The organism is Mycobacterium sp. E2699, from assembly GCF_001666745.1.
In the GTDB taxonomy this organism is placed as follows: Bacteria; Actinomycetota; Actinomycetes; order Mycobacteriales; family Mycobacteriaceae; genus Mycobacterium.
Window position 1 is genome coordinate 25,880 of the sequence record NZ_LZJH01000090.1, and the last position, 22,292, is coordinate 48,171.

At 70.6% G+C, this 22,292-nt stretch carries 20 protein-coding genes; 15 read left to right on the forward strand and 5 right to left on the reverse strand.

Going from position 1 to position 22,292, the window contains the following annotated elements; translation table 11 throughout:
* The first annotated feature begins 52 nt into the window (after positions 1 to 52).
* The 7 genes from pyrR (at position 53) to pyrF (ending at position 8,766) form a co-directional block, all read left to right on the forward strand.
* Complete coding sequence (gene pyrR / locus A5696_RS15895) at positions 53 to 610, forward strand: bifunctional pyr operon transcriptional regulator/uracil phosphoribosyltransferase PyrR (protein WP_067880702.1); 558 nt, start codon at positions 53 to 55, stop codon at positions 608 to 610.
* The gene (locus tag A5696_RS15900; RefSeq protein WP_067880705.1) at positions 607 to 1,566 is read left to right on the forward strand and encodes an aspartate carbamoyltransferase catalytic subunit; all 960 of its coding nucleotides are present in this window, start codon (positions 607 to 609) and stop codon (positions 1,564 to 1,566) included. Before pyrR ends, A5696_RS15900 begins: the two co-directional genes overlap by 4 nt.
* Positions 1,563 to 2,855 carry a dihydroorotase gene (locus A5696_RS15905; protein ID WP_067880709.1) on the forward strand — a complete coding sequence of 431 codons (1,293 nt, stop codon included), beginning with the start codon at positions 1,563 to 1,565 and terminating at the stop codon, positions 2,853 to 2,855. Before A5696_RS15900 ends, A5696_RS15905 begins: the two co-directional genes overlap by 4 nt.
* Entirely contained in the window at positions 2,852 to 3,349 is a 498-nt protein-coding gene (locus tag A5696_RS15910; protein ID WP_067880712.1) for a transporter, read from the forward strand. The genes A5696_RS15905 and A5696_RS15910 overlap by 4 nt, the downstream gene beginning before the upstream one ends.
* Entirely contained in the window at positions 3,346 to 4,467 is a 1,122-nt protein-coding gene (gene carA, locus A5696_RS15915) for a glutamine-hydrolyzing carbamoyl-phosphate synthase small subunit (protein ID WP_067880715.1), read from the forward strand. Before A5696_RS15910 ends, carA begins: the two co-directional genes overlap by 4 nt.
* Positions 4,468 to 4,564: 97 nt before the next feature.
* Positions 4,565 to 7,942 (forward strand): carbamoyl-phosphate synthase large subunit, encoded by a 3,378-nt coding sequence (gene carB / locus A5696_RS15920; RefSeq protein ID WP_067880717.1) that lies wholly within the window; start codon positions 4,565 to 4,567, stop codon positions 7,940 to 7,942.
* Complete coding sequence (gene pyrF, locus A5696_RS15925; protein ID WP_067880720.1) at positions 7,939 to 8,766, forward strand: orotidine-5'-phosphate decarboxylase; 828 nt, start codon at positions 7,939 to 7,941, stop codon at positions 8,764 to 8,766. Before carB ends, pyrF begins: the two co-directional genes overlap by 4 nt.
* 5 nt (positions 8,767 to 8,771) lie before the next feature.
* On the opposite strand, the gene A5696_RS15930 is transcribed toward pyrF, so the two are convergent.
* Positions 8,772 to 9,194 (reverse strand): molybdopterin-binding protein, encoded by a 423-nt coding sequence (locus A5696_RS15930; protein ID WP_067880723.1) that lies wholly within the window; start codon positions 9,192 to 9,194, stop codon positions 8,772 to 8,774.
* A 424-nt stretch (positions 9,195 to 9,618) separates the two neighbouring features.
* Between A5696_RS15930 and mihF the strand changes: the two genes are divergently transcribed.
* From mihF to metK, 5 genes are all read left to right on the forward strand, one after another.
* Entirely contained in the window at positions 9,619 to 9,936 is a 318-nt protein-coding gene (mihF, locus tag A5696_RS15935) for an integration host factor, actinobacterial type (RefSeq protein ID WP_067880726.1), read from the forward strand.
* 58 nt (positions 9,937 to 9,994) lie between these two features.
* Complete coding sequence (gmk, locus tag A5696_RS15940; RefSeq protein WP_197516996.1) at positions 9,995 to 10,618, forward strand: guanylate kinase; 624 nt, start codon at positions 9,995 to 9,997, stop codon at positions 10,616 to 10,618.
* Positions 10,619 to 10,685: 67 nt separating this feature from the next.
* Positions 10,686 to 11,009, forward strand: coding sequence for a DNA-directed RNA polymerase subunit omega (rpoZ, locus tag A5696_RS15945; protein WP_067880732.1), 324 nt, complete (start codon positions 10,686 to 10,688; stop codon positions 11,007 to 11,009).
* Between the two features lie 14 nt (positions 11,010 to 11,023).
* Entirely contained in the window at positions 11,024 to 12,301 is a 1,278-nt protein-coding gene (gene coaBC, locus A5696_RS15950; protein WP_067880735.1) for a bifunctional phosphopantothenoylcysteine decarboxylase/phosphopantothenate--cysteine ligase CoaBC, read from the forward strand.
* A gap of 69 nt (positions 12,302 to 12,370) precedes the next feature.
* A complete protein-coding gene (gene metK / locus A5696_RS15955) occupies positions 12,371 to 13,582 on the forward strand; it encodes a methionine adenosyltransferase (protein WP_067880738.1) in 1,212 nt (403 codons plus the stop codon).
* Positions 13,583 to 13,594: 12 nt separating this feature from the next.
* On the opposite strand, the gene A5696_RS15960 is transcribed toward metK, so the two are convergent.
* On the reverse strand, positions 13,595 to 15,073 hold the full coding sequence (locus tag A5696_RS15960; RefSeq protein WP_067880741.1) for an NAD(P)/FAD-dependent oxidoreductase: 1,479 nt from the start codon (positions 15,071 to 15,073) through the stop codon (positions 13,595 to 13,597).
* Positions 15,070 to 16,458 carry a cytochrome P450 gene (locus A5696_RS15965; RefSeq protein WP_067880744.1) on the reverse strand — a complete coding sequence of 463 codons (1,389 nt, stop codon included), beginning with the start codon at positions 16,456 to 16,458 and terminating at the stop codon, positions 15,070 to 15,072. Before A5696_RS15965 ends, A5696_RS15960 begins: the two co-directional genes overlap by 4 nt.
* A gap of 75 nt (positions 16,459 to 16,533) precedes the next feature.
* On the opposite strand from A5696_RS15965, the gene A5696_RS15970 reads away from it, so the two are divergent.
* The gene (locus A5696_RS15970) at positions 16,534 to 17,562 is read left to right on the forward strand and encodes an AraC family transcriptional regulator (RefSeq protein ID WP_067880747.1); all 1,029 of its coding nucleotides are present in this window, start codon (positions 16,534 to 16,536) and stop codon (positions 17,560 to 17,562) included.
* 4 nt (positions 17,563 to 17,566) lie between these two features.
* Here A5696_RS15970 and A5696_RS15975 read toward each other — a convergent pair whose 3' ends face one another.
* Positions 17,567 to 18,529: an alpha/beta hydrolase gene (locus tag A5696_RS15975; RefSeq protein WP_067880750.1), complete on the reverse strand. Its 963-nt coding sequence runs from the start codon at positions 18,527 to 18,529 to the stop codon at positions 17,567 to 17,569.
* A gap of 22 nt (positions 18,530 to 18,551) precedes the next feature.
* Complete coding sequence (locus A5696_RS15980) at positions 18,552 to 19,508, reverse strand: alpha/beta hydrolase (RefSeq protein WP_067880753.1); 957 nt, start codon at positions 19,506 to 19,508, stop codon at positions 18,552 to 18,554.
* On the opposite strand from A5696_RS15980, the gene A5696_RS15985 reads away from it, so the two are divergent.
* Together A5696_RS15985 and A5696_RS15990 are read left to right on the forward strand one after the other, a co-directional pair.
* Positions 19,507 to 20,262 (forward strand): lysoplasmalogenase, encoded by a 756-nt coding sequence (locus tag A5696_RS15985; RefSeq protein WP_067880756.1) that lies wholly within the window; start codon positions 19,507 to 19,509, stop codon positions 20,260 to 20,262. The two genes, A5696_RS15980 and A5696_RS15985, sit on opposite strands and share 2 nt — an antisense overlap.
* A gap of 63 nt (positions 20,263 to 20,325) precedes the next feature.
* On the forward strand, positions 20,326 to 22,269 hold the full coding sequence (locus A5696_RS15990; protein ID WP_067881054.1) for a primosomal protein N': 1,944 nt from the start codon (positions 20,326 to 20,328) through the stop codon (positions 22,267 to 22,269).
* Positions 22,270 to 22,292: the final 23 nt, after the last annotated feature.

A 22,292-nucleotide genomic window follows, 5' to 3' on the forward strand; every position in this document is an offset into this window, starting at 1 on the left:
GACATCCTTTAACGATCCGTCCAGAGAGGCGGAGAAGGAGGTCAAGTCTCGTATGTGCGCCGCGAACGACGCGGGCCGCGAATTGATGTCGGCGGCCGACGTGGGCCGCACCATTTCCCGGATCGCGCACCAGATCATCGAAAAGACCGCGCTGGACGGCCCCGACGCGCCCCGGGTGGTGCTGCTGGGCATCCCGACGCGCGGCGTCACCCTCGCCAAGCGCCTGGCCGCCAACATCGGCGAATACAGCGGCGTGGACATCCCCCACGGCGCGCTCGACATCACCCTCTACCGGGACGACCTGATGCAAAAGCCGCCCCGCCCGCTGGAGGCCACCTCCATCCCGGCCGGCGGCGTCGACGACGCGCTGGTGATCCTCGTGGACGACGTGCTCTACTCCGGGCGCTCGGTGCGCTCGGCGCTGGACGCGCTGCGCGACGTCGGGCGGCCGCGGGCGGTGCAGCTGGCGGTCCTGGTCGACCGCGGTCACCGCGAGCTGCCGCTGCGCGCCGACTACGTGGGCAAGAACGTGCCGACGTCGCGCAGCGAGAGCGTGCACGTGCTGCTGGGCGAACACGACGGCCGCGACGGGGTGGTGATCGCCAAATGAGCGCGCGCCACCTGCTGGCCGCCGGCGACCTGAGTCGCGACGAGGCCGTCGCCATCCTCGACGACGCCGACCGGTTCGCGCAGGCCCTGGTGGGCCGCGACATCAAGAAACTGCCGACGCTGCGTGGCCGCACCGTCGTCACGATGTTCTACGAGAACTCGACCCGCACCCGGGTGTCCTTCGAGGTGGCCGGCAAGTGGATGAGCGCCGACGTGATCAACGTCAGCGCGGCCGGATCGTCGGTGGGCAAGGGCGAGTCGCTGCGCGACACCGCGCTGACGCTGCGGGCCGCCGGCGCCGACGCGCTGATCATCCGGCACCCGGCGTCCGGGGCCGCGCACCTGCTCGCCGAATGGACTTCGGCTGCGACGGCAGCCACTGGCCCAGCGCCGTCGGTGATCAACGCCGGCGACGGCACCCACGAGCACCCGACGCAGGCGCTGCTCGACGCGCTGACCATCCGCCAGCGCCTCGGAGACATCGAGGGCAGGCGCGTCGTGATCGTCGGCGACATCCTGCACAGCCGGGTCGCCCGGTCCAACGTCATGCTGCTGGCCACCCTGGGCGCCGAGGTGGTGCTGGTGGCGCCGCCGACCCTGTTGCCGGTGGGGGTCGACGGCTGGCCTGCGACCGTGTCGTATGACTTCGACGCCGAGCTGCCGGCCGCCGACGCGGTGCTGATGTTGCGGGTGCAGGCCGAGCGGATGAACGGCGGCTTCTTCCCGTCGGTGCGCGAGTACTCGGTGCGCTACGGGCTGTCCGAGCGGCGCCAGGCGATGCTGCCGGGCCACGCCGTGGTGCTGCACCCGGGGCCGATGGTGCGCGGCATGGAGATCTCATCCACGGTCGCCGACTCGTCGCAATCGGCGGTGCTGCAACAGGTTTCGAACGGGGTGCATGTGCGGATGGCGGTGCTGTTCCATGTGCTCGTGGGGACGGAGGAAATCGCGGCATGAGCGTGCTGATCCGCGGTGTGCGCCCCTACGGCGAAGGCGACCGGGTCGACGTCCTGGTCGATGACGGGCAGATCGCCGACATGGGGCCTGACCTGGCGATCCCGGACACGGCCGACGTCATCGACGCGACGGACCAGATCCTGCTGCCCGGGTTCGTCGACCTGCACACCCACCTGCGCGAGCCCGGCCGCGAGTACGCCGAGGACATCGAAACCGGTTCGGCTGCAGCAGCTTTGGGCGGCTACACGGCGGTGTTCGCGATGGCCAACACCAACCCGGTCGCCGACAGCCCGGTGGTCACCGACCACGTCTGGCACCGCGGCCAGCAGGTCGGCCTCGTCGACGTGCACCCCGTCGGCGCCGTCACCGTCGGGCTGGCCGGGGCCGAGCTGACCGAGATGGGCATGATGGCCGACGGCGCCGCGCAGGTGCGGATGTTCTCCGACGACGGGGTGTGCGTGCACGACCCGCTGATCATGCGCCGCGCCCTGGAGTACGCCACCGGCCTGGGGGTGCTGATCGCCCAGCACGCCGAGGAGCCGCGGCTGACCGTCGGCGCCGTCGCCCACGAGGGACCGACGGCCGCCCGGTTGGGGCTGGCGGGGTGGCCGCGAGCCGCCGAGGAGTCGATCGTGGCCCGCGACGCGCTGCTGGCCCGCGACGCCGGCGCCCGGGTGCACATCTGCCACGCCTCCACGGCCGGCACGGTCGAGATCCTGAAATGGGCCAGGGAGCAAGGTATTTCGATCACCGCCGAGGTGACGCCGCACCACCTGCTGCTCGACGACAGCCGGCTGGCCGGCTACGCGGGCGTCAACCGGGTCAACCCGCCGCTGCGCGAGGCCGCCGACGCGCTCGCGCTGCGTCAGGCGCTGGTAGACGGGGTGATCGACTGTGTGGCCACCGACCACGCCCCGCACGCCGAGCACGAGAAGTGCGTCGAGTTCTCCGCGGCGCGCCCCGGCATGCTGGGGCTGCAGACCGCGCTGTCGGTGGTGGTGCACACGATGGTGGCGCCCGGGCTGTTGACGTGGCGCGACGTGGCGCGGGTGATGAGCGAGAATCCCGCCCGCATCGTCGGCCTGCCCGACCACGGGCGGCCGCTGGAGGTGGGGGAGCCGGCCAACCTGACCGTGGTGGACCCGGACGCCACCTGGACGGTCACCGGGTCGGACCTGGCCAGCCGGTCGGCCAACACGCCGTATGAGTCGATGACGCTGCCCGCCACCGTGACGGCCACCCTGCTGCGCGGGAGGGTCACCGCCCGGGATCAGAAGAGCCCGGCATGAACTCCGGCACGCTGGTGGGGTCGCTGATCTTCGCGGCCGTGCTGGTGGTGGTGATCGCGGTGCTCATCCAGCTGATGATGCGGGGCTGGCAGCGCCGCTCGCAGCGGCAGACCGAGCTGATCGGCGACCTGCCCGACGTGCCCGACAAGGTGGGCACCGCGAGCGTCACCACCCGCGGGCTCTATTGCGGCTGCACGATGGCGCCCTCCTGGAACGAGCGCATCACGGCCGGCGACCTGGGGTACCGCAGCAAGGCGGTGCTCACCCGCTACCCCGAGGGCATCCTGCTGGAACGCGTTCGCGCCAAACCTATTTGGATCCCGCGGGAGTCGATCACGGCCATCCGCGTGGAGCGCGGCATGGCCGGCAAGGTGGTCGCCCGCATCGGGATCCTGGCGATCCGGTGGCGGCTGCCGTCGGGCCCCGAGATCGACATCGGGTTTCGGGCGAACCACCGCGAAGAATACGACGCCTGGGTGAAGGAGTCCGCGTGAGTAGTAAGGCCGTACTGGTACTGGAAGACGGCCGGGTCTTCACCGGGACGCCGTTCGGCAAGATCGGCCAAACCCTCGGCGAGGCCGTCTTTTCCACCGGCATGTCCGGCTATCAAGAGACGCTCACCGACCCCAGCTACCACCGTCAGATCGTGGTCGCCACCGCGCCGCAGATCGGTAACACCGGCTGGAACGGCGAGGATGCCGAGAGCCGCGGCGACAAGATCTGGGTCGCCGGTTATGCGGTGCGCGACCCGTCGCCGCGCGCCTCGAACTGGCGGGCCACCGGCACGCTGGAGGACGAGCTGGTCCGCCAGAACATCGTGGGGATCGCCGGCATCGACACCCGGGCGGTGGTGCGGCACCTGCGCAGCCGAGGTTCGATGAAGGCCGGCGTCTTCTCCGGCGACTCGTTGGCCGAGCCGGCCGAGCTGGTGGACCGGGTACGAGGCCAGCAGTCGATGCTGGGCGCCGACCTGGCCGGCGAGGTCAGCACAGGTCAGGTCTATGTTGTGGAACCCGAAGGGCCGCAAAGGTTTACCGTCGCCGCGCTAGACCTGGGGATCAAGACCAACACCCCGCGCAATTTCGCCAGGCGCGGCGTCCGCAGCCACGTGCTGCCGTCGTCGGCGGCCTTCGACCAGATCGCCGACCTCGAGCCCGACGGCGTGTTCCTGTCCAACGGCCCCGGCGACCCCGCCACCGCCGACCATGTCGTCGCCGTCACGCGGCAAGTCTTGGCGGCCGGGATCCCGTTGTTCGGAATCTGTTTCGGCAACCAGATCCTCGGCCGGGCGCTCGGCCTGTCCACCTACAAGATGGTGTTCGGCCACCGCGGCATCAACATCCCCGTCATCGACCACGCCACCGGGCGGGTGGCGGTGACCGCGCAGAACCATGGCTTCGCGTTGGAGGGGGAGGCCGGGCAGTCCTTCGATACGCCGTTCGGCCCGGCGATCGTCAGCCACACCTGCGCCAACGACGGGGTCGTCGAGGGCGTCAAACTGGCTGACGGCCGGGCGTTTTCGGTGCAATATCACCCGGAGGCCGCCGCCGGCCCGCACGACGCGGAATACCTGTTCGACCAATTCATCGACCTGATGGCGGGCCACCAGTGACTCCACTACTTCTCGCGAGCGTGCGTGTCGGTACGGCGACACGCGGTAATCGGGGTACATCTGCGCACCTTCGCGCCCAGACAGGGAGGGGGCGCTAGTGCCGCGTCGCACCGATCTCAACCACGTGCTGGTGATCGGCTCCGGGCCGATCGTCATCGGGCAGGCCGCCGAGTTCGACTACTCCGGCACCCAGGCGTGCCGGGTGCTGCGCGCCGAGGGGCTGCAGGTCAGCCTGATCAACTCCAACCCGGCCACCATCATGACCGACCCGGAGTACGCCGACCACACCTACGTCGAGCCCATCACCCCGGCGTTCGTCGAGCGGGTGATCGCCCAGCAGGCCGAGCGCGGCAACAAGATCGACGCCCTGCTGGCCACGCTGGGCGGGCAGACGGCGCTGAACACCGCGGTCGCGCTGTACGAGAACGGGGCGCTGGAGCGCTACGACGTCGAACTGATCGGCGCCGACTTCGACGCCATCCAGCGCGGCGAGGACCGGCAGCGGTTCAAGGACATCGTCGCCAAGGTCGGCGGCGAATCCGCCCGCAGCCGAGTATGTTTCACCATGGAAGAGGTCCGCGAGACGGTCGCCGAACTCGGCCTGCCGGTCGTGGTGCGGCCGAGCTTCACCATGGGCGGGCTGGGTTCGGGGATGGCCGACTCCGCCGAGGCCGTCGAGCGGATGGCCGGCGCCGGGCTGGCCGCCTCGCCCAGCGCCAACGTCCTCATCGAGGAGTCGATCTACGGCTGGAAGGAATTCGAGCTCGAGCTGATGCGCGACGGCAACGACAACGTGGTCGTGGTGTGCTCGATCGAGAACGTCGACCCGATGGGCGTGCACACCGGCGACTCGGTCACCGTCGCGCCGGCCATGACGCTCACCGACCGGGAGTACCAGCGGATGCGCGATCTGGGCATCGCGATCCTGCGCGAGGTCGGGGTGGACACCGGGGGCTGCAACATCCAGTTCGCCGTCAACCCGAGCGACGGGCGGCTGATCGTCGTCGAGATGAACCCGCGGGTGTCGCGGTCCAGCGCGCTGGCGTCCAAGGCCACCGGCTTCCCGATCGCCAAGATCGCCGCCAAGCTGGCCATCGGCTACACCCTGGACGAGATCGTCAACGACATCACCAAGGAGACCCCGGCCTGCTTCGAACCGACGCTGGACTACGTCGTCGTCAAGGCGCCGCGGTTCGCGTTCGAGAAATTCCCCGGCGCCGACCCGACGCTGACCACCACCATGAAATCCGTCGGTGAGGCGATGTCGTTGGGCCGCAACTTCGTCGAGGCGCTCGGCAAGGTGATGCGGTCGCTGGAGACCGGGCGCGCCGGCTTCTGGACGAAGCCGGACGACGACGGGGACGTCGACGAGGTCCTGACCCGGCTGCGGACCCCGACCGAGGGCCGGCTCTACGACATCGAGCTGGCGCTGCGGCTGGGCGCGTCGGTCGAGCGGGTCGCGGCGGCCAGCGGAGTCGACCCGTGGTTCGTCGCGCAGATCGGCGAGCTGGTCGAGCTGCGCGCCGAGGTGTGCGGTGCACCCGTCCTCGAGGCCGACCTGCTGCGCCAGGCCAAGCACCACGGCCTGTCGGACCGCCAGATCGCCGCCCTGCGTCCGGAATTGGCGGGGGAGGACGGGGTGCGCTCGCTGCGCGAGCGGCTTGGCATCCACCCGGTGTACAAGACCGTCGACACCTGCGCGGCGGAGTTCGAGGCCAAGACGCCGTATCACTACAGCAGCTACGAGCTGGACCCGGCCGCCGAGACGGAGGTGGCCCCGCAGGGCGAGAAGCCCAAGGTGCTGATCCTGGGATCCGGGCCCAACCGGATCGGCCAGGGCATCGAATTCGACTACAGCTGCGTGCACGCTGCAACGACGTTGAGCGAAGCCGGTTTCGAGACCGTCATGGTCAACTGCAACCCCGAGACGGTGTCCACCGACTACGACACCGCCGACCGGCTCTATTTCGAGCCGCTGACCTTCGAGGACGTCCTCGAGGTGTTCCGCGCGGAGACGCTGTCGGGCGCGGGCGGCCCGGGGGTCGCGGGAGTGATCGTGCAACTCGGCGGCCAAACCCCGCTCGGGCTGGCGCAGCGGCTGTTCGACGCCGGGGTTCCGATCGTGGGCACCCCGCCGGAGGCCATCGACCTGGCCGAGGATCGCGGCGCCTTCGGCGACGTGCTGGCCACGGCCGGACTCCCCGCGCCGAAGTACGGCACCGCAACCACTTTCGCGCAGGCCCGCCGCATCGCCGACGAGATCGGCTATCCGGTGCTGGTGCGCCCGTCGTACGTGCTGGGCGGGCGGGGCATGGAGATCGTCTACGACGAGGAGACGCTGCAGGGCTACATCACCCGCGCCACGGCACTGTCGCCCGAACACCCGGTGCTGGTCGACCGCTTCCTCGAGGACGCGGTGGAGATCGACGTCGACGCGCTGTGCGACGGCGCCGAGGTGTACATCGGCGGCATCATGGAGCACATCGAGGAGGCCGGCATCCACTCCGGGGACTCCGCGTGCGCGCTGCCGCCCGTCACGTTGGGCCGCAGTGACATCGAGAAGGTGCGCCGCGCCACGGAGGCCATCGCGCACGGCATCGGCGTCGTGGGGCTGCTCAACGTGCAGTACGCGCTCAAGGACGACGTGCTCTACGTGCTGGAGGCCAACCCGCGGGCCAGCCGCACCGTCCCGTTCGTCTCCAAGGCCACCGCCGTCCCGCTCGCCAAGGCGTGCGCGCGAATCATGTTGGGCACCAGTATCTCCCAGCTGCGCGACGAGGGAATGCTGGCGCGCGAGGGTGACGGTGCCCACGCGCCGCCGCAGGCTCCGATCGCCGTCAAGGAGGCCGTGCTGCCGTTTCACCGCTTCCGCGGCCTCGACGGGGCCGCCATCGACTCGCTGCTCGGTCCGGAGATGAAATCGACGGGCGAGGTGATGGGCATCGACCGCGACTTCGGCACCGCCTTCGCCAAGAGCCAGACCGCCGCCTACGGGTCACTGCCGGCCGAGGGAACGATATTCGTGTCGGTGGCCAACCGGGACAAGCGATCACTGGTGTTCCCGGTCAAGCGGCTGGCCGACCTGGGCTTTCGCGTGCTGGCCACCGAGGGCACCGCGGAGATGTTGCGCCGCAACGGGATTCCCTGCGACGAGGTGCGCAAGCACTTCGAGCCGCCGCAGCCCGGACGCCCCGCGATGTCCGCGGTCGACGCGATCAAGGCCGGCGAGGTCGACATCGTGATCAACACGCCGTTCGGCAACTCCGGCCCGCGCATCGACGGCTACGAAATCCGTTCGGCCGCGGTGTCGGTCAACATTCCGTGCGTCACGACGGTGCAGGGCGCGTCGGCGGCCGTGCAGGGCATCGAGGCGGGGATCCGCGGCGACATCGGCGTGCGGTCCCTGCAGGAGCTGCACAGCGCAATCGGTGCGCACAGCGCCGGGGCGATTCAGCCCCCGGGCAACCCCCGATGACCGGCTTCGGCGCGCGGCTGGCCGCGGCCAAGGACAGTCGCGGGCCGCTGTGCCTGGGCATCGACCCGCACCCCGAGTTGCTGCGGGCCTGGGACCTGCCGGTCACCGCCGACGGGCTGGCCGCGTTCTGCGACGTCTGCGTCGAGGCGTTCGCCGGATTCGCCGTCGTCAAGCCCCAGGTCGCGTTCTTCGAGGCGTACGGGGCCGCCGGGTACGCGGTGCTGGAACGCACCATCGCCGCGCTGCGTTCGGCCGGGGTGCTGGTGCTCGCCGACGCCAAGCGGGGCGACATCGGGACGACCATGGCGGCCTACGCCGCCGCGTGGGCCGGTGATTCGCCGCTGGCCGCCGACGCGGTGACCGCCTCGCCGTATCTGGGGTTCGGCTCCCTGCGGCCGCTGCTGGAGGCCGCCGCCGCCACCGACCGTGGTGTGTTCGTGCTGGCCGCGACCTCCAACCCGGAGGGCGGCACGGTGCAGCGCGCGACGTTCGACGGCCGGATGGTGTCCCAGCTGATCGTCGACCAGGCGGCGGTGGTCAACCGATCCGCCACGGGGTCCGGGCCGGGTTACGTCGGCGTGGTCCTCGGCGCGACGGTGTTCGGGGCGCCGGACGTGAGCGAGCTGGGCGGACCGGTGCTGGTGCCCGGCGTGGGGGCGCAGGGCGGGCGCCCCGAGGCGCTTGGCGGCCTGGGCGGCGCGAAGCCGGGGCAGCTGCTGCCGGCCGTGGCGCGCGAGGTGCTCAAGGCCGGCCCCGGCGTGGCGGACCTGCGCGCGGCCGGCGAGCGGATGCGGGACGCCGTCGCGTACCTGGGAGCGCTTTAAGCCGCTCAGTCCGCGGCTACCGGCTCTCCCGGCCGCGCCGTCTCGACGATCACGGTGGTGGCCTTGACGACGGCCACGGCCACGCTGCCGGGCTGCAGGTGCAGCTCCTCGGCGGCCTCGGTGCTCATCAGCGAGACGACGGTGTGGGGACCGCACTGCATCTCGACCTGGGTCATCACCTTGTCGCTGATCACCCTGGTGACCAGGCCGACGAACCGGTTGCGGGCCGAGCTGCCGATGCTGAGCGGTTCGGGCGGCGGATTGGGTGCGTTGGAACGCGAGAACTCGGCCAGATCCTTGCTGGCGATGACTTTGCGGCCGGCCGCGTCGTGGCTGACCGACAGGGTGCCCTGGTTGATCCACCGCCGGACGGTGTCGTCGCTGACTCCGAGCAGCTCAGCCGCCTGACGGATGCGCAGGTTCGGCACGGCTCGATGGTAACCCGCCGACCTGGCGGCGGGCGCCGGGCGCGACACGCGCGACACGCCACGGAAAAATGCGTGATCCCCCGCACCTCGACCGCGGGCCGCGCACCGCGGGCATCCGTGGCGCTCGCGGCGGCGCCGGGCGGCATCCGCCCTCAGACGTAAAACCGCAGTTCAAAAGGCATATCGCCGGGCTTGCGGCGCCGATTTCGCGCCGGAATGGGCAGCTCGTCCGGCCGGTCTCCGCGACGCCCCGCGGACCGCGCAACCGCCTCGGCCGCGCGGCGCACGCTGCACATTTGCACAATTAACCAGGGGGGCGGGTTAGATTTCGTCAGGAAGGCTGAGTACGGTCATCTCCGCTGGCTGAAGTACCCGGCAGAGACAAAACGAGATCGATTGACGATTGATCAGATACGGAGGAATCGTGGCCCTTCCCCAGTTGACCGACGAGCAGCGCGCGGCCGCTTTGGAGAAGGCGGCTGCCGCTCGTCGCGCGCGAGCAGAGCTCAAAGACCGCCTCAAGCGGGGCGGCACCAATCTTTCCCAGGTGCTCAAGGACGCCGAGAGCGACGAAGTCCTGGGCAAGATGAAGGTGTCTGCGCTTCTCGAGGCGTTGCCGAAGGTGGGCAAGGTCAAGGCGCAGGAAATCATGACCGAGCTCGAGATCGCCCCCACCCGCCGCCTGCGCGGCCTCGGCGACCGGCAGCGCAAGGCCCTGCTGGAAAAGTTCGGCTCCGCCTAGCCTGCCGACGATGCAGGCCGAAAGGCCTGAAGAGGCAGGCACACCGGCACAGCCGCCGGTGAGCGCCGGAGAGGGGCCGGACGTCGCACGGGCATGCCCCGAGCCAACCGGCAAGGGGCGTGTGGTCGTGCTGTCCGGTCCCTCGGCGGTCGGCAAGTCAACCGTGGTCCGATGTCTGCGCGAGCGGATCCCGAACCTGCACTTCAGTGTCTCGGCCACGACCCGGGCCCCGCGGCCCGGCGAGGTCGACGGGGTCGACTACCACTTCGTCACCCCCGCCCGCTTCCAGCAGCTGATCGACGACGGCGCCCTGCTGGAATGGGCCGAGATCCATGGCGGGCTGCACCGGTCGGGCACCCTGGCCGCGCCTGTGCGGTCCGCCACCGAGTCGGGGCTCCCGGTGCTCATCGAGGTGGACCTCGCCGGCGCCAGGGCGGTGAAGAAGGCGATGCCCGAGGCCGTCACGGTGTTCCTGGCCCCGCCCAGCTGGGAGGACCTAAAGGCCAGGCTGGTCGGCCGCGGCACCGAGACACCGGAGGCCATCCGCCGTCGCCTCGACACCGCCCGCGTCGAAATGGCGGCCCAGGACGACTTCGACGAGGTGGTGGTCAACAGTCGATTGGAGTCTGCGTGCGCCGAATTGGTATCCTTGCTGGTGGGAACTGCGCCGGGCCCGGCATGAACTGCCTGGCCGGACCAGCAGCCAGACCAGATTCCATCGACTCCAATCCGCCAGGAGATAGACCTACGTGAGCATTCCCCAGTCCGACGCGTCGCTGACCGCCGTGGACCAGTTCGATCCGTCGGCAGGCGGACAGGCCGCCTACGACACCCCGCTGGGCATCACCAACCCGCCCATCGACGATCTGCTGGACCGCGTGTCCAGCAAGTACGCCCTGGTGATCTACGCCGCCAAGCGGGCCCGCCAGATCAACGACTACTACAACCAGCTCGGCGAGGGCATCCTCGAATACGTCGGCCCGCTCGTCGAGCCCGGGCTGCAGGAAAAGCCACTGTCCATCGCGCTGCGTGAGATCCACGCCGACCTGCTCGAACACACCGAGGGCGAATAGCAGCCGGGCGCGCTGTGGACGGCAAGCGGACCCCCAACCAGGTCGCCAAACAGGTCGTAGTCGGCGTCTCCGGCGGCATCGCCGCCTACAAGGCGTGCACGGTGGTTCGCCAGCTCGCCGAGGCCGGCCACGAGGTCCGTGTCATTCCCACCGAATCCGCGCTGCGATTCGTCGGGGCGGCCACCTTCGAGGCGCTGTCGGGTCACCCGGTGCGCACCGGTGTCTTCGACGACGTCCCGGAGGTTCCCCACGTCCAGATCGGCAAGCGGGCCGACCTGGTCGTGGTGGCGCCGGCCACCGCCGACCTGCTGGCCCGGGCGGTGCACGGCCGCGCCGACGACCTGCTGACCGCGACCCTGCTGACCGCCCGGTGCCCCGTGCTGTTCGCGCCGGCGATGCACACCGAGATGTGGTTACACCCGGCCACCGTCGACAACGTGGCCACGCTGCGGCGCCGCGGGGCCGTGGTGCTGGAGCCCGCATCCGGGCGGCTCACCGGCACCGACAGCGGTGCGGGGCGGCTGCCGGAGGCCGAGGAGATCACCACGCTGGCCCACCTGCTGCTGGACCGCCCTGACGCGCTGCCCTATGACCTCGCCGGCTGGAGGCTGCTGGTGACCGCCGGCGGCACCCGCGAACCGATCGACCCGGTGCGCTTCATCGGCAACCGCAGCTCCGGCAAGCAGGGCTATGCGGTGGCGCGGGTCGCCGCGCAGCGCGGCGCCGACGTCACGCTGATCGCCGGGCACACCGCCGGCCTGATCGACCCCGCGGGCGTCAACGTGGTGCAGGTCAGCTCGGCGACGCAACTCGCAGAGGCGGTGTCCAAGCACGCGCCCGAGGCCGACGTGCTGGTGATGGCGGCGGCCGTCGCCGACTTCCGGCCGGCACAGGTCGCCGCCGCGAAGATCAAGAAGGGCCCGGACGAACGGGACGAAGCGCCGACGATCCAATTGCTCCGCAACGACGACGTGCTGGCCGGCACGGTGCGGGCGCGGGCCCACGGGCAGCTGCCCAACATGCGCGCAATCGTGGGATTTGCCGCCGAGACCGGCGACGCCAACGGCGACGTGCTGTTCCACGCCCGGGAGAAGTTGCGGCGCAAGGGGTGTGACCTGCTGGTCGTCAATGCCGTCGGCGACAACAAGGCGTTCGAGGTGGACAGCAACGACGGGTGGCTGCTGGCTTCCGACGGCACCGAGTCGGCGCTGCCGCACGGCTCGAAGACGCTGATGGCCAGTCGTATCGTGGACGCGATCGTCGCGTTTTTGCACGGCGAGGGCGGCGGGTAGCGGTCCCGGTTTGCGCCGCGATGCCAGCCGATATGATTCGGCTGACTAACTATTGGAAGGATTGAGGCTGTGAGCGAAAAGGGTCGGCTGTTTACCAGTGAGTCGGTGACCGAGGGGCATCCCGACAAGATCTGTGACGCGATCAGCGACTCGGTCCTCGACGCGCTGCTGGCGGAGGATCCGCGCTCACGGGTGGCGGTCGAGACGCTGGTGACCACCGGCCAGGTGCACGTGGTGGGCGAGGTGACGACGACGGCCAAGGAGGCGTTCGCCGACATCACCAACACGGTTCGCGAGCGCATCCTCGAGATCGGTTACGACTCCTCGGACAAGGGCTTCGACGGGGCGTCGTGCGGGGTGAACATCGGCATCGGCGCGCAGTCGCCCGACATCGCCCAGGGTGTGGACACCGCCTACGAGGCCCGGGTCGAGGGCGAGCGGGACCCGCTGGACGCGCAGGGCGCCGGCGACCAGGGGCTGATGTTCGGCTACGCGATCGCCGACACGCCCGAACTGATGCCGCTGCCTATCGCGCTGGCCCACCGCCTGTCCCGGCGGCTGACCGAGGTGCGCAAGAACGGCGTGCTGCCCTACCTGCGCCCGGACGGCAAGACGCAGGTCACCATCGAATACGAGGACAACGTCCCGGTCCGGCTGGACACCGTGGTGATCTCCACCCAGCACGCGGCCGACATCGACCTGGAGCACACCCTGACCCCCGACCTTCGGGAAAAGGTGGTCAACACCGTCCTCGACGACCTGGCGCACGACACGCTGGACACCTCCTCGACGCGGCTGCTTTTCAACCCGACCGGCAAGTTCGTCCTGGGCGGCCCGATGGGCGACGCGGGGCTGACCGGCCGCAAGATCATCGTCGACACCTACGGCGGCTGGGCCCGCCACGGCGGCGGCGCGTTCTCCGGCAAGGATCCGTCCAAGGTGGACCGCTCGGCCGCCTACGCGATGCGCTGGGTGGCCAAGAACATCGTCGCGGCGGGGCTGGCCGAACGGGTGGAGGTGCAGGTGGCCTACGCCATCGGCAAGGCCGCACCGGTCGGCCTGTTCGTCGAGACGTTCGGCACCGCGACGGTCGACCCGGTCAAGATCGAGAAGATCGTGCCCGAGGTGTTCGACCTGCGCCCCGGCGCGATCATCCGCGACCTGGACCTGCTGCGCCCGATCTACGCCCAGACCGCCGCGTACGGGCACTTCGGCCGCACCGACATCGAGCTGCCCTGGGAGCAGCTCAACATGGTCGACGAGCTCAAGCGCGCCGTCTGAGGGCGCAGGTGGCTAGGCGGTGAACCGGTAGTCGTCGAGGTCGAACCGCCGGCTGCGCCAGTAGGTCTCCAGCGTGGTCGCCGGGCGTAGCGGCACGTCGCCGTTCTTGTCGAAGTAGTAGCTGTTGGCCAGCTTGCAGCTGTCCTGCCAGAAGATCTGCCGGTGCCGCTTGCGCATCATCTCGGCGAAGTACCGCTCGTTGGCCTCCTTGGTCACCTCGACGCGCGTCGCGGCGACGCGCCGGGCCCGTTTGAGGCACCGCACGATGTGGTGCGTCTGGGTCTCGATCAACGCGAAATACGAAGAGCCGACGTACCCGTACGGCCCGAAGACGGTGAACATGTTGGGAAAGCCGGGAACTGAAACCCCCTCGTAGGCCTGCAGCCGGTGCTCGTCCCAAAACCGGCTCAGGGACACCCCGCCGGCGCCGGTGACCGCGAACGTGGGGACGTTGTCGGTGTCCATCACCTTGAAGCCGGTGGCCAGGATCAACACGTCGACCTCGTGCGCCTCGCCGTCGGTGGTGGCGACCGCGTCGGGCGTGACCTTGTCGATCGGCTCGGTGACCAGCCGGACGTTGTCGCGGTTGAAGGTGGCCAGGTAGTCGTTGTGGAAGCCGGGCCGCTTGCAGCCCACGGCGTAGCGGGGGGTGAGTTGCTCACGCACCGTCGGGTCGGTGACCTGCTTTCGCAAATAGGCGAGCCCGGCCGACCTCATCCGCTCGGCCAGCGGGAAGACCGTGAAGTACTGGGCAGCGATGGTGAAGCTCAGCTCGACGAAGGCCTGGCTGAGCAGCCGCTGCACGACCTTGCCGCCGGGTATCCGCATCGCCCAGCGGATCGGCGCCGGCAGTGGCACGTCGAACTTGGGGAAGCACCAGATCGGGGTGCGCTGAAACACCGTGAGCTGGGAGACGATCGGCGCGATCTCGGGGATCACCTGCACGGCCGAGGCGCCGGTGCCGATGATCGCGACGCGCTTGCCGGTCAGGTCCTGGCCGTGGTCCCACCGCGCGGTGTGCATGGTGATGCCGGCGAAGGAGTCCACGCCGTCGATGTCGGGCAGGTTCGGCACGGTCAGCACGCCGCACGCGCTGACCAGGAACCGGGCGGTCATCACCCCGCCGGGGTCGGTCTGCACGCGCCACAACGCGTGCTCGTCGTCGAACTCGGCGGACAGCACCTTGGTGTTGAAGCGGATCCGCGACCGGATGCCGTATTTGTCGACGCAATGCTCGGCGTAGGCCTTGAGCTCGCGGCCGGGCGCGTAGGTTCGCGACCAGCGCGGGCTCTGTTCGAAGGAGTACTGGTAGGAGAACGACGGAATGTCCACGGCGATACCGGGATACGTGTTCCAGTGCCACGTCCCGCCGACGCCGTCGCCGGCCTCGAGCACCAGGTAGTTGGACAGCCCGGCCTGGTCGAGCTTGATCGCGGCGCCGATGCCGGAGAATCCCGCGCCGACGATGAGGGTGTGGTAGTCGGGTCTCATGGGCGGCTCGTTCCGATCATGTGCAGCCCGTGCCTGGGCCGCAACGTCAGCGTTGCCTCCGGTTCGACCGGGTGGCCTGGGGCGAGGTCGAAGACGTGCCGTTGGCTCATGATCGCCGTGATCAGCACCATCTCCATCAACGCGAAGCTCTGCCCGATGCAGATCCGCCGGCCGCCGCCGAACGGCAGGTACGCCGACCGCGGCCGCGCCCGGTCGGGGACGAGAAACCGATTGGGGTCGAAGGCTTCCGGGTCGCGCCACCAGCGCGCGTCATGGTGGATGTGGTGGATCGGGATCACGACGGTGGTGCCGGGTCGGATGTGGTGGTTGCCGATGACGTCGTCGGCCACCGCCCTGCGCGCGATCACCCACACCGCGGAGAAGTAGCGCTGCGACTCCTGCAGGCACGCCGACGTCCACGGCAGCCGGCCCAGGTCGTCGGCGGTGGGCCGGCGGCCGCCCAGCACGTCGTCGACCTCGGCGAGCATCCGCTCGCGGGCCGCGGCGTTGCCGGCCATCAGGTACCAGAACCACGACATGGCGTTGGCGGTGGTCTCGTGGCCCGCGAGCATGAAGGTGAGGGCTTCGTCGCGGACCCGGCGGCGTGGCCACCGGCCGCCGTCCGCGCGCAGCAACACGTTGAGGAAGTCGGCGGATTCGGTGGGGTGCGCCAGGCGGTGGTCGATGATGGCGTTGACCGCCGCGTCGAGCGTCAGCACGATTTCCTGCATGTCGCGCAGCGGCGGCGGCATGCGGACTCCCGAGAACACGCACCGGTTCAGGGCGTCGTAGACCGGGCGCGGCATCAGGCCCCAGAGCGCGAGCCGCTCCAGCTTCTCCGCGTGCCGCATCCCGCGCGTCGCCAGGTCGTTCATGCTGTGCACCAGCGGCCCGAAGTCCTGGCTGAACAGGGAATTGGCGACCACGCGCAGGGTCGCCTCGACCATCGTCTCGTGCATGTCGAATCGTCGTCCCGCGGCCAGGCCGTCGGCGATGTCGGTGATCGGATCGATCATCAGGCCGACGATCTCGTTGAGGTGCCGCCGCGCGAACGTGGGGTTCAGCAGACCGCGGTGGGTGGCCCAGGAGTCGCCCTCGTCGGTGAGGAGATTGACCCCCGCGGTGGCCCGGATCGGCTCGTACTCATCGGACTTGACGTAGCGCAGCCGCGCCGAGTGCAGCACGTGGTCCACGTAATCGGGATGGCTGATCGACACGAAACGTCTTCCACCGCAGCGGAACCGGACAATGTCGCTGCCCCGGGCCCGGCCCAGGAACCCGTCGCCGACGTCGAAGCCGACGGTGAGGGCCTCGCGCGTCATGGTCCACGCGCTGAGGCGCTTGGCGGGTGTTCCGGGTAGCCGCTCCACGGTGAGGGTCGCCATGCGTCAACTGTAGGGGCGAGGCGCCCGGTCCATAATGAGAGAATCGGACAGCGAGTTGGGACTTTAGGACAGGCCATGCGGCAGCGGCTCCCGATCGAGGTGAGCCACCCGGTCTACGCGACGCGGGTGCTGTGCGAGGTCGCCAACGATCGGGGGGTGCCGACCCGCGACGTTCTCGCGGGCACCGCGATCGACCCGGCCCAGCTCACCGATCCCGACGCAGTGGTGAGCGCGCTCGACGAAATCCGGGCCGTGCGCCGGTTGCTGGCCCGGCTCCCCGACGAGGCCGGCCTCGGCGTCGACGTCGGCAGCCGGTTCACGCTGACCCACATGGGGCTGTTCGGGTTCGCCGTGATGTCATGCGGCACACTGCGCGAGCTGTTCTCCATGGCGATGCGCTACTTCGCCCTGACCATGCTGCACATCGACCTCAAGCTGTTCGAAACCGCCGACGACTGCGTGATCGAGATCGGCGCGGCGCACCTGCCGGAGGATGTGCGGGGCTTCTTCATCGAACGCGACATCGCCGGAATCATCTCCACCACGGTGACATTCACGCTGCCCGTGGCCGAGAAGTACGCGCAGGAGGTGTCGGCCGAGCTGGCGGTCAACGAGGCGCTGCTGCGGCCGGTGCTGGCGCTGGTACCCGTGCACGATGTCGCGTTCGGGCGGGCGCACAACCGGTTGCACTTCCCGCGGGCCATGTTCGACGAGCCCCTGCCGCAGGCCGACCGCCACACGATGGAGCTGTGCATGGCGCAGTGTGACGTGCTGATGCAGAACAGCGAGCGCCGCCAGGGCATCACCGCGCTGGTGCGCAGCAAGCTGTTTCGGGATTCGGGCGTGTTCCCCACGCTGTCCGACGTCGCGGCGGAGCTCGACATCCACCCGCGGACGCTGCGCCGCCGGCTCGCCGAGGAGGACACGTCGTTCCGTGCGCTGTTGAACGAGGCGCGTTCGACGGTGGCCGTCGACCTGCTCCGCAACGTCGGCCTGACGGTGGAGGAGGTGTCCACCCGCCTGGGCTACACGGAGGTCTCGACGTTCTCGCACGCGTTCAGGCGCTGGTACGGCGTTGCGCCCAGCGCATATTCGCGACGCTGAATCTTCAGCCGTGCAGCGCCTTCCGCAACGCGGCCAGCCCGCGGTTGGTGGCCTCGGCGGCGGCCGGAATCACCAGGGCGAAGCTGGCGTAGCCGTGCACCATGTTCGGCTCGTTACTCAGTTCGGCGGGCACGCCCGCGGCGTTGAGCAGCTCGGCGTAGACGGACCCGTCGTCGCGCAGCGGGTCGTGTTCGGCGATCCCGATGAAGGCGGGCGGCAAGCCGGACAGGTCGTCGGCGTTGGCCGGGGCCAGCGTGGTCGGCAGGGCCTTCGGGTCGGTGATGTCCAGGTTCGGCAGGTACCAGGACAGGAAGGCGTCGATCACGTCGCGATCCAGGATGGGCGCATACGCGTTCTCGGTGTGCGACGGCAGCGACAGATCGGCGGTGACCGTTGGGTACCACAGCAACTGGAACTTCAGCGTCGGTCCGCAGTTATCGCGGGCCAGGTGCGCCATGACGGCGGCGAGGTTGCCGCCGGCCGAGTCACCCGCCACCGCGATGCGGTCCGGGTCGCCGCCCAGCTCGGCGGCGTTCTCGGCGACCCACTGCAGCGCGGCCCAGCAGTCGTTCACCCCCGCGGGGAATGGGTGTTCGGGGGCCAGCCGGTAGTCGACGGACACGACGATGGCCTCGGCGCCGACGGCGTGCGCGCGGGCGACGGGGTCGTGGGTCTCCAGGTCGCCGAGGCAGAATCCGCCGCCGTGGTAGAAGACGACGATGGGCAGCGCCTCGCGATCGCTGGCGGGCCGGTAGATCCGCACGGGAATGTCGGTCAACTCGCCGTAACCGATCGTCCGCTCTTCGGTGCGCATATCCGGAAGCAGTTCGGGGGGCACCTTGAGCTGGCGCAGCCTCGAGCGCGCGACCTCGACACCGTCGGCGGCGTTGAAGGTGACCGTGAAGGCGTCGAGCAGCGTCTTCAGCGTCGGATCGATGGTCGGTCGAGCGAGGGTCGGCTCAATCATTAGTACAAAATACGCCTGGCGTTCATCTGTGCAGCGCATTCCGCAACGCCGCGAGCCCGCGCTCCATGGCGGATGTGGCCGCCGGCACGACGCCGGCGTAGCCGAGGTAGCCGTGCACCATGGTCTCGGCGTTGTGCACCTCGACCGGGACGCCCGCGTCGGCCAGCAACTCGCCGTACCGGATGCCGTCGTCGCGCAGCGGGTCATGACCGGCGACGCCGATGTAGGCCGACGGCAGGCCGGTCAGGTCCTTCGCCCGCCCCGGCGCCATGCCCGGCGGCGGATCCGACGGGTCGACTTCGCCTGCGTACCAACGCGAGAACGCGGCGACGGCCCTGGTGTCCAGGATCGGCGCGGTCGCGTTCTCGGTGAACGACGGCAGCGACGGGTCCCAGAGCGTGGAGGGATACCACAACAGCTGGAACGCGATCGGCGGCCCGCCGCCATCGCGGGCCCGCTGGGCGGTCGACGCGGCGATCGTCCCGCCGGCCGAATCGCCGGCGACCGCGATCCGCGTGGTGTCGGCACCGAGCTCGGATCCGTGCTCGGTGACCCACAGCGTTGCGGCCCAAGCGTCTTCGACGGCGGCGGGGTAGGGGTGCTCGGGTGCCAGCCGGTAGTCGACGGACACCACGATCGCCTCTGCGGCGACCGCGTGCTGGCGGGCCGTGCCGTCGTGGGTGTCGAGGTCGCCCACGACGAAGCCGCCGCCGTGGAAGAACAGCACCACGGGCGCGGCCGGCCCCGGATCGGCTGAGGGCCAATAGATCCGGGTGCCGAGGGGGCCGCCCGGCCCCGGGATGGTCCGGTCCTCGACCCGCAGCTCGGGGTGCAGTGGGCGGCGGGGCAGGTTCCGGAACCGTTGCCGCGCCGCGTCGACACCATCGTCCGTTGATAGCCGGAAGGGAACCGCATCCAGTACCTTCTGCAAGATGGGGTCGATACCAGGGTTTTCCTCCGCCGTGTCCAAGCTGGGCATGGAAGTACCGTACGCACCTCGCCTGGTGTCCGGCGGCTGGGTGGTGGCCGGGTGGGCGGGCCTCGCGTACGGCGTCTACCTGACCGTGCTCGCGTTGCGCTCGCCGCCGGGAACGAGTTTGACGGGGCACTGGGTCCTGCAGCCGGCGTTCAAGGCGTCGATGGCGGTGCTGCTGACCGTCGCCGCGGTGGCGCACCCCATCGTCCGCGAGCGGCGCTGGCTGATGCCGGCGCTGCTGTTGTCGGCCGTCGGCGACTGGCTGTTGGCCATCCCGTGGTGGACGATGTCATTCGGCTTGGGGCTGGCGGCATTCCTGTTGGCGCACTTGTGTTTCCTGGGCGCACTGATTCCCCTGGCCCGCGCGTCGCGGCCGCGCCTGGCCGCGGTCGTCCTGATGTGCCTCGTCTCGGTGTCGTTGTTGCTGTGGTTGTGGCCCCACCTGATCCGCGACAAGCTGACCGTTCCGGTGGCGCTCTACATGATCGTGCTGACCGCGATGGTGTGCGCGGCCCTGCTGGCCGATTTGCCGACGATCTGGACCGCGGTGGGTGCGGTGTGTTTCGCGGCGTCGGACGCCATGATCGCGATCGGCCGGTTCGTCCTGTACAACGACGCGCTTGCGGTGCCGATCTGGTGGCTCTACGCCGCCGCCCAGGTCCTGATCACGGCGGGATTCTTCTTCGGCCGCGAGGAGCCCGACTACGAGTACGAGGGCGACTACGACGATTACGAGCCCGGGCCTGACGAAGGCTAGTTGTCGGTTCCCTTGGCCAGCAAGGTAACTCCCGAGGTCGAACCGATCGCGCGGGTGCTGCCCATGCTCTCGGTGCCGCACCTGGACCGCGAGTTCGACTACCTGGTGCCCGCCGAGCAGTCCGACGACGCGCAGCCCGGGGTGCGGGTGCGGGTGCGGTTCCACGGCCGGCTGGTCGACGCGTTCGTGCTGGAACGCCGCAACGACACCGATCACAGCGGCAAGCTGGGCTGGCTGGACCGCGTCGTGTCGGCCGAACCGGTCCTCACGCCGGAGATTCGCCGACTGGTCGACGCGGTGGCGGCGCGCTACGCCGGGACCAGGCCCGACGTGTTGCGGCTGGCGGTGCCGCCCCGGCACGCCCGGGTGGAGCGGGAACCGGCGGGCGTCCTCGCGCTGCCGGTGGTCGCGCCCGTCGACCCGTCGCGCTGGGAGGCCTACGGCCGCGGCGGGCAGTTCCTGGCCGCGCTGGCCGAGTCGCGCGCCGCCCGGGCCGTCTGGCAGGCGCTGCCGGGCGAGCCGTGGGCGGACCGCTTCGCCGAGGCGGCCGCGCAAACCGTCCGGGCGGGGCGGGCGGCGCTGGCGATCGTGCCCGACCAACGGGACCTGGACACGCTGTGGCGCGCCGCGACCGTCCACATCGACCCGGAGTGCGTGGTGGCGCTGTCGGCGGGACTGGGCCCGGCCGCGCGCTATCGGCGTTGGCTCGCGGCGCTGCGCGGCACCGCGCGGCTGGTGATCGGCACCCGCAGCGCGGTTTTCGCGCCGCTGTCCGACCTGGGCCTCGTCATGGTGTGGGCCGACGCCGATGACAGCCTCGCCGAACCGAGGGCGCCGTACCCGCACGCCCGCGAGGTGGGGATGCTGCGCGCGCACCAGGCGCGGTGCGCGGCGCTGATCGGCGGGTTCGCTCGGACGGCCGAGGCCCAGGCGCTGGTGCGCAGCGGATGGGCGCATGACATCGTCGCGGTGCGGCCGGTGGTGCGCGCCCGCACCCCGCGGGTCGTCGCCCTCGACGACCGCGGCTACGCCGAGGAGCGCGACCCGGCCGCGCGCACCGCGCGGATTCCGTCCATCGCGCTGCGCGCCGCCCGCTCGTCGCTGGAGGCGGGTGCGCCGGTGCTGGTGCAGGTGCCCCGGCGCGGGTACGTCCCGTCGCTGGCGTGCGGGCGCTGCCGCACCATCGCGCGGTGCCGGTACTGCACGGGCCCGCTGGCGCTGCAGGAGCGTGGACCGGGTGCGGTGTGCCGCTGGTGCGGACGAGCCGAACCCCAGTTACGTTGCGCGCGTTGCGGATCCGAAGCGGTGCGCGCGATCGTCGTGGGGGCCAGGCGCACCGCCGAAGAGCTCGGCCGCGCCTTCGCCGGCACGCCGGTCGTCACCTCGGCGGGCGACGCCGTCGTCTCGGAGGTGGCCGCCCGCCCGGCGCTGGTGGTCGCGACGCCGGGCGCCGAACCCCGCGCGGAGGCCGGGTACGGCGCGGCGCTGCTGCTGGACACCTGGGCGCTGCTGGGCCGCCAAGACCTGCGCGCCGCCGAGGACGCGCTCTGGCGCTGGATGAGCGCCGCGGCGCTGGTGCGTGCGCGCGGCGACGGCGGCGTCGTGCTGGTGGTCGCCGAATCAACAATTCCCACAGTGCAATCGCTGATCCGTTGGGACCCGGTGGGGCATGCGGATGCCGATCTGACGGCGCGCGCCGAGGTCGGCCTGCCGCCCAGCGTGCACATGGCGGCCATCGACGGCGGGGCCGAAGCGGTGGCGGCGCTCCTGGAGGAGGCGCGGTTGCCCGACGGGGCCGATGTGCTGGGTCCCGTCGACCTGCCGCCGGGCGTGCGCCGGCCCCCGGGGACGCCCGCGGACGTGCCGGCGATCAGGATGCTGGTGCGCGTGCCCCGCGAGCACGGCCTGGCGCTGGCCGCGTCGCTGCGCCGCGGCGTCGGGGTGCTCAGCGCCCGGCAGAACCACGAGCCGGTGCGGGTGCAGATCGACCCGCTGCACATCGGTTAGCGGCCGGCCGGGCAAACCGTTCC

Bases quoted from the DNA above. Each gene is read 5' to 3' on its own strand.
- pyrR (WP_067880702.1), top strand. From the start codon at position 53: ATGTGCGCCGCGAACGACGCGGGCCGCGAATTGATGTCGGCGGCCGAC.
- A5696_RS15900 (WP_067880705.1), top strand. From the start codon at position 607: ATGAGCGCGCGCCACCTGCTGGCCGCCGGCGACCTGAGTCGCGACGAG.
- A5696_RS15905 (WP_067880709.1), top strand. From the start codon at position 1,563: ATGAGCGTGCTGATCCGCGGTGTGCGCCCCTACGGCGAAGGCGACCGG.
- A5696_RS15910 (WP_067880712.1), top strand. From the start codon at position 2,852: ATGAACTCCGGCACGCTGGTGGGGTCGCTGATCTTCGCGGCCGTGCTG.
- pyrF (WP_067880720.1), top strand. From the start codon at position 7,939: ATGACCGGCTTCGGCGCGCGGCTGGCCGCGGCCAAGGACAGTCGCGGG.
- A5696_RS15960 (WP_067880741.1), bottom strand. From the start codon at position 15,073: ATGAGACCCGACTACCACACCCTCATCGTCGGCGCGGGATTCTCCGGC.
- A5696_RS15965 (WP_067880744.1), bottom strand. From the start codon at position 16,458: ATGGCGACCCTCACCGTGGAGCGGCTACCCGGAACACCCGCCAAGCGC.
- A5696_RS15970 (WP_067880747.1), top strand. From the start codon at position 16,534: ATGCGGCAGCGGCTCCCGATCGAGGTGAGCCACCCGGTCTACGCGACG.
- A5696_RS15975 (WP_067880750.1), bottom strand. From the start codon at position 18,529: ATGATTGAGCCGACCCTCGCTCGACCGACCATCGATCCGACGCTGAAG.
- A5696_RS15985 (WP_067880756.1), top strand. From the start codon at position 19,507: ATGGAAGTACCGTACGCACCTCGCCTGGTGTCCGGCGGCTGGGTGGTG.
- A5696_RS15980 (WP_067880753.1), bottom strand. From the start codon at position 19,508: ATGCCCAGCTTGGACACGGCGGAGGAAAACCCTGGTATCGACCCCATC.
- A5696_RS15990 (WP_067881054.1), top strand. From the start codon at position 20,326: ATGCTCTCGGTGCCGCACCTGGACCGCGAGTTCGACTACCTGGTGCCC.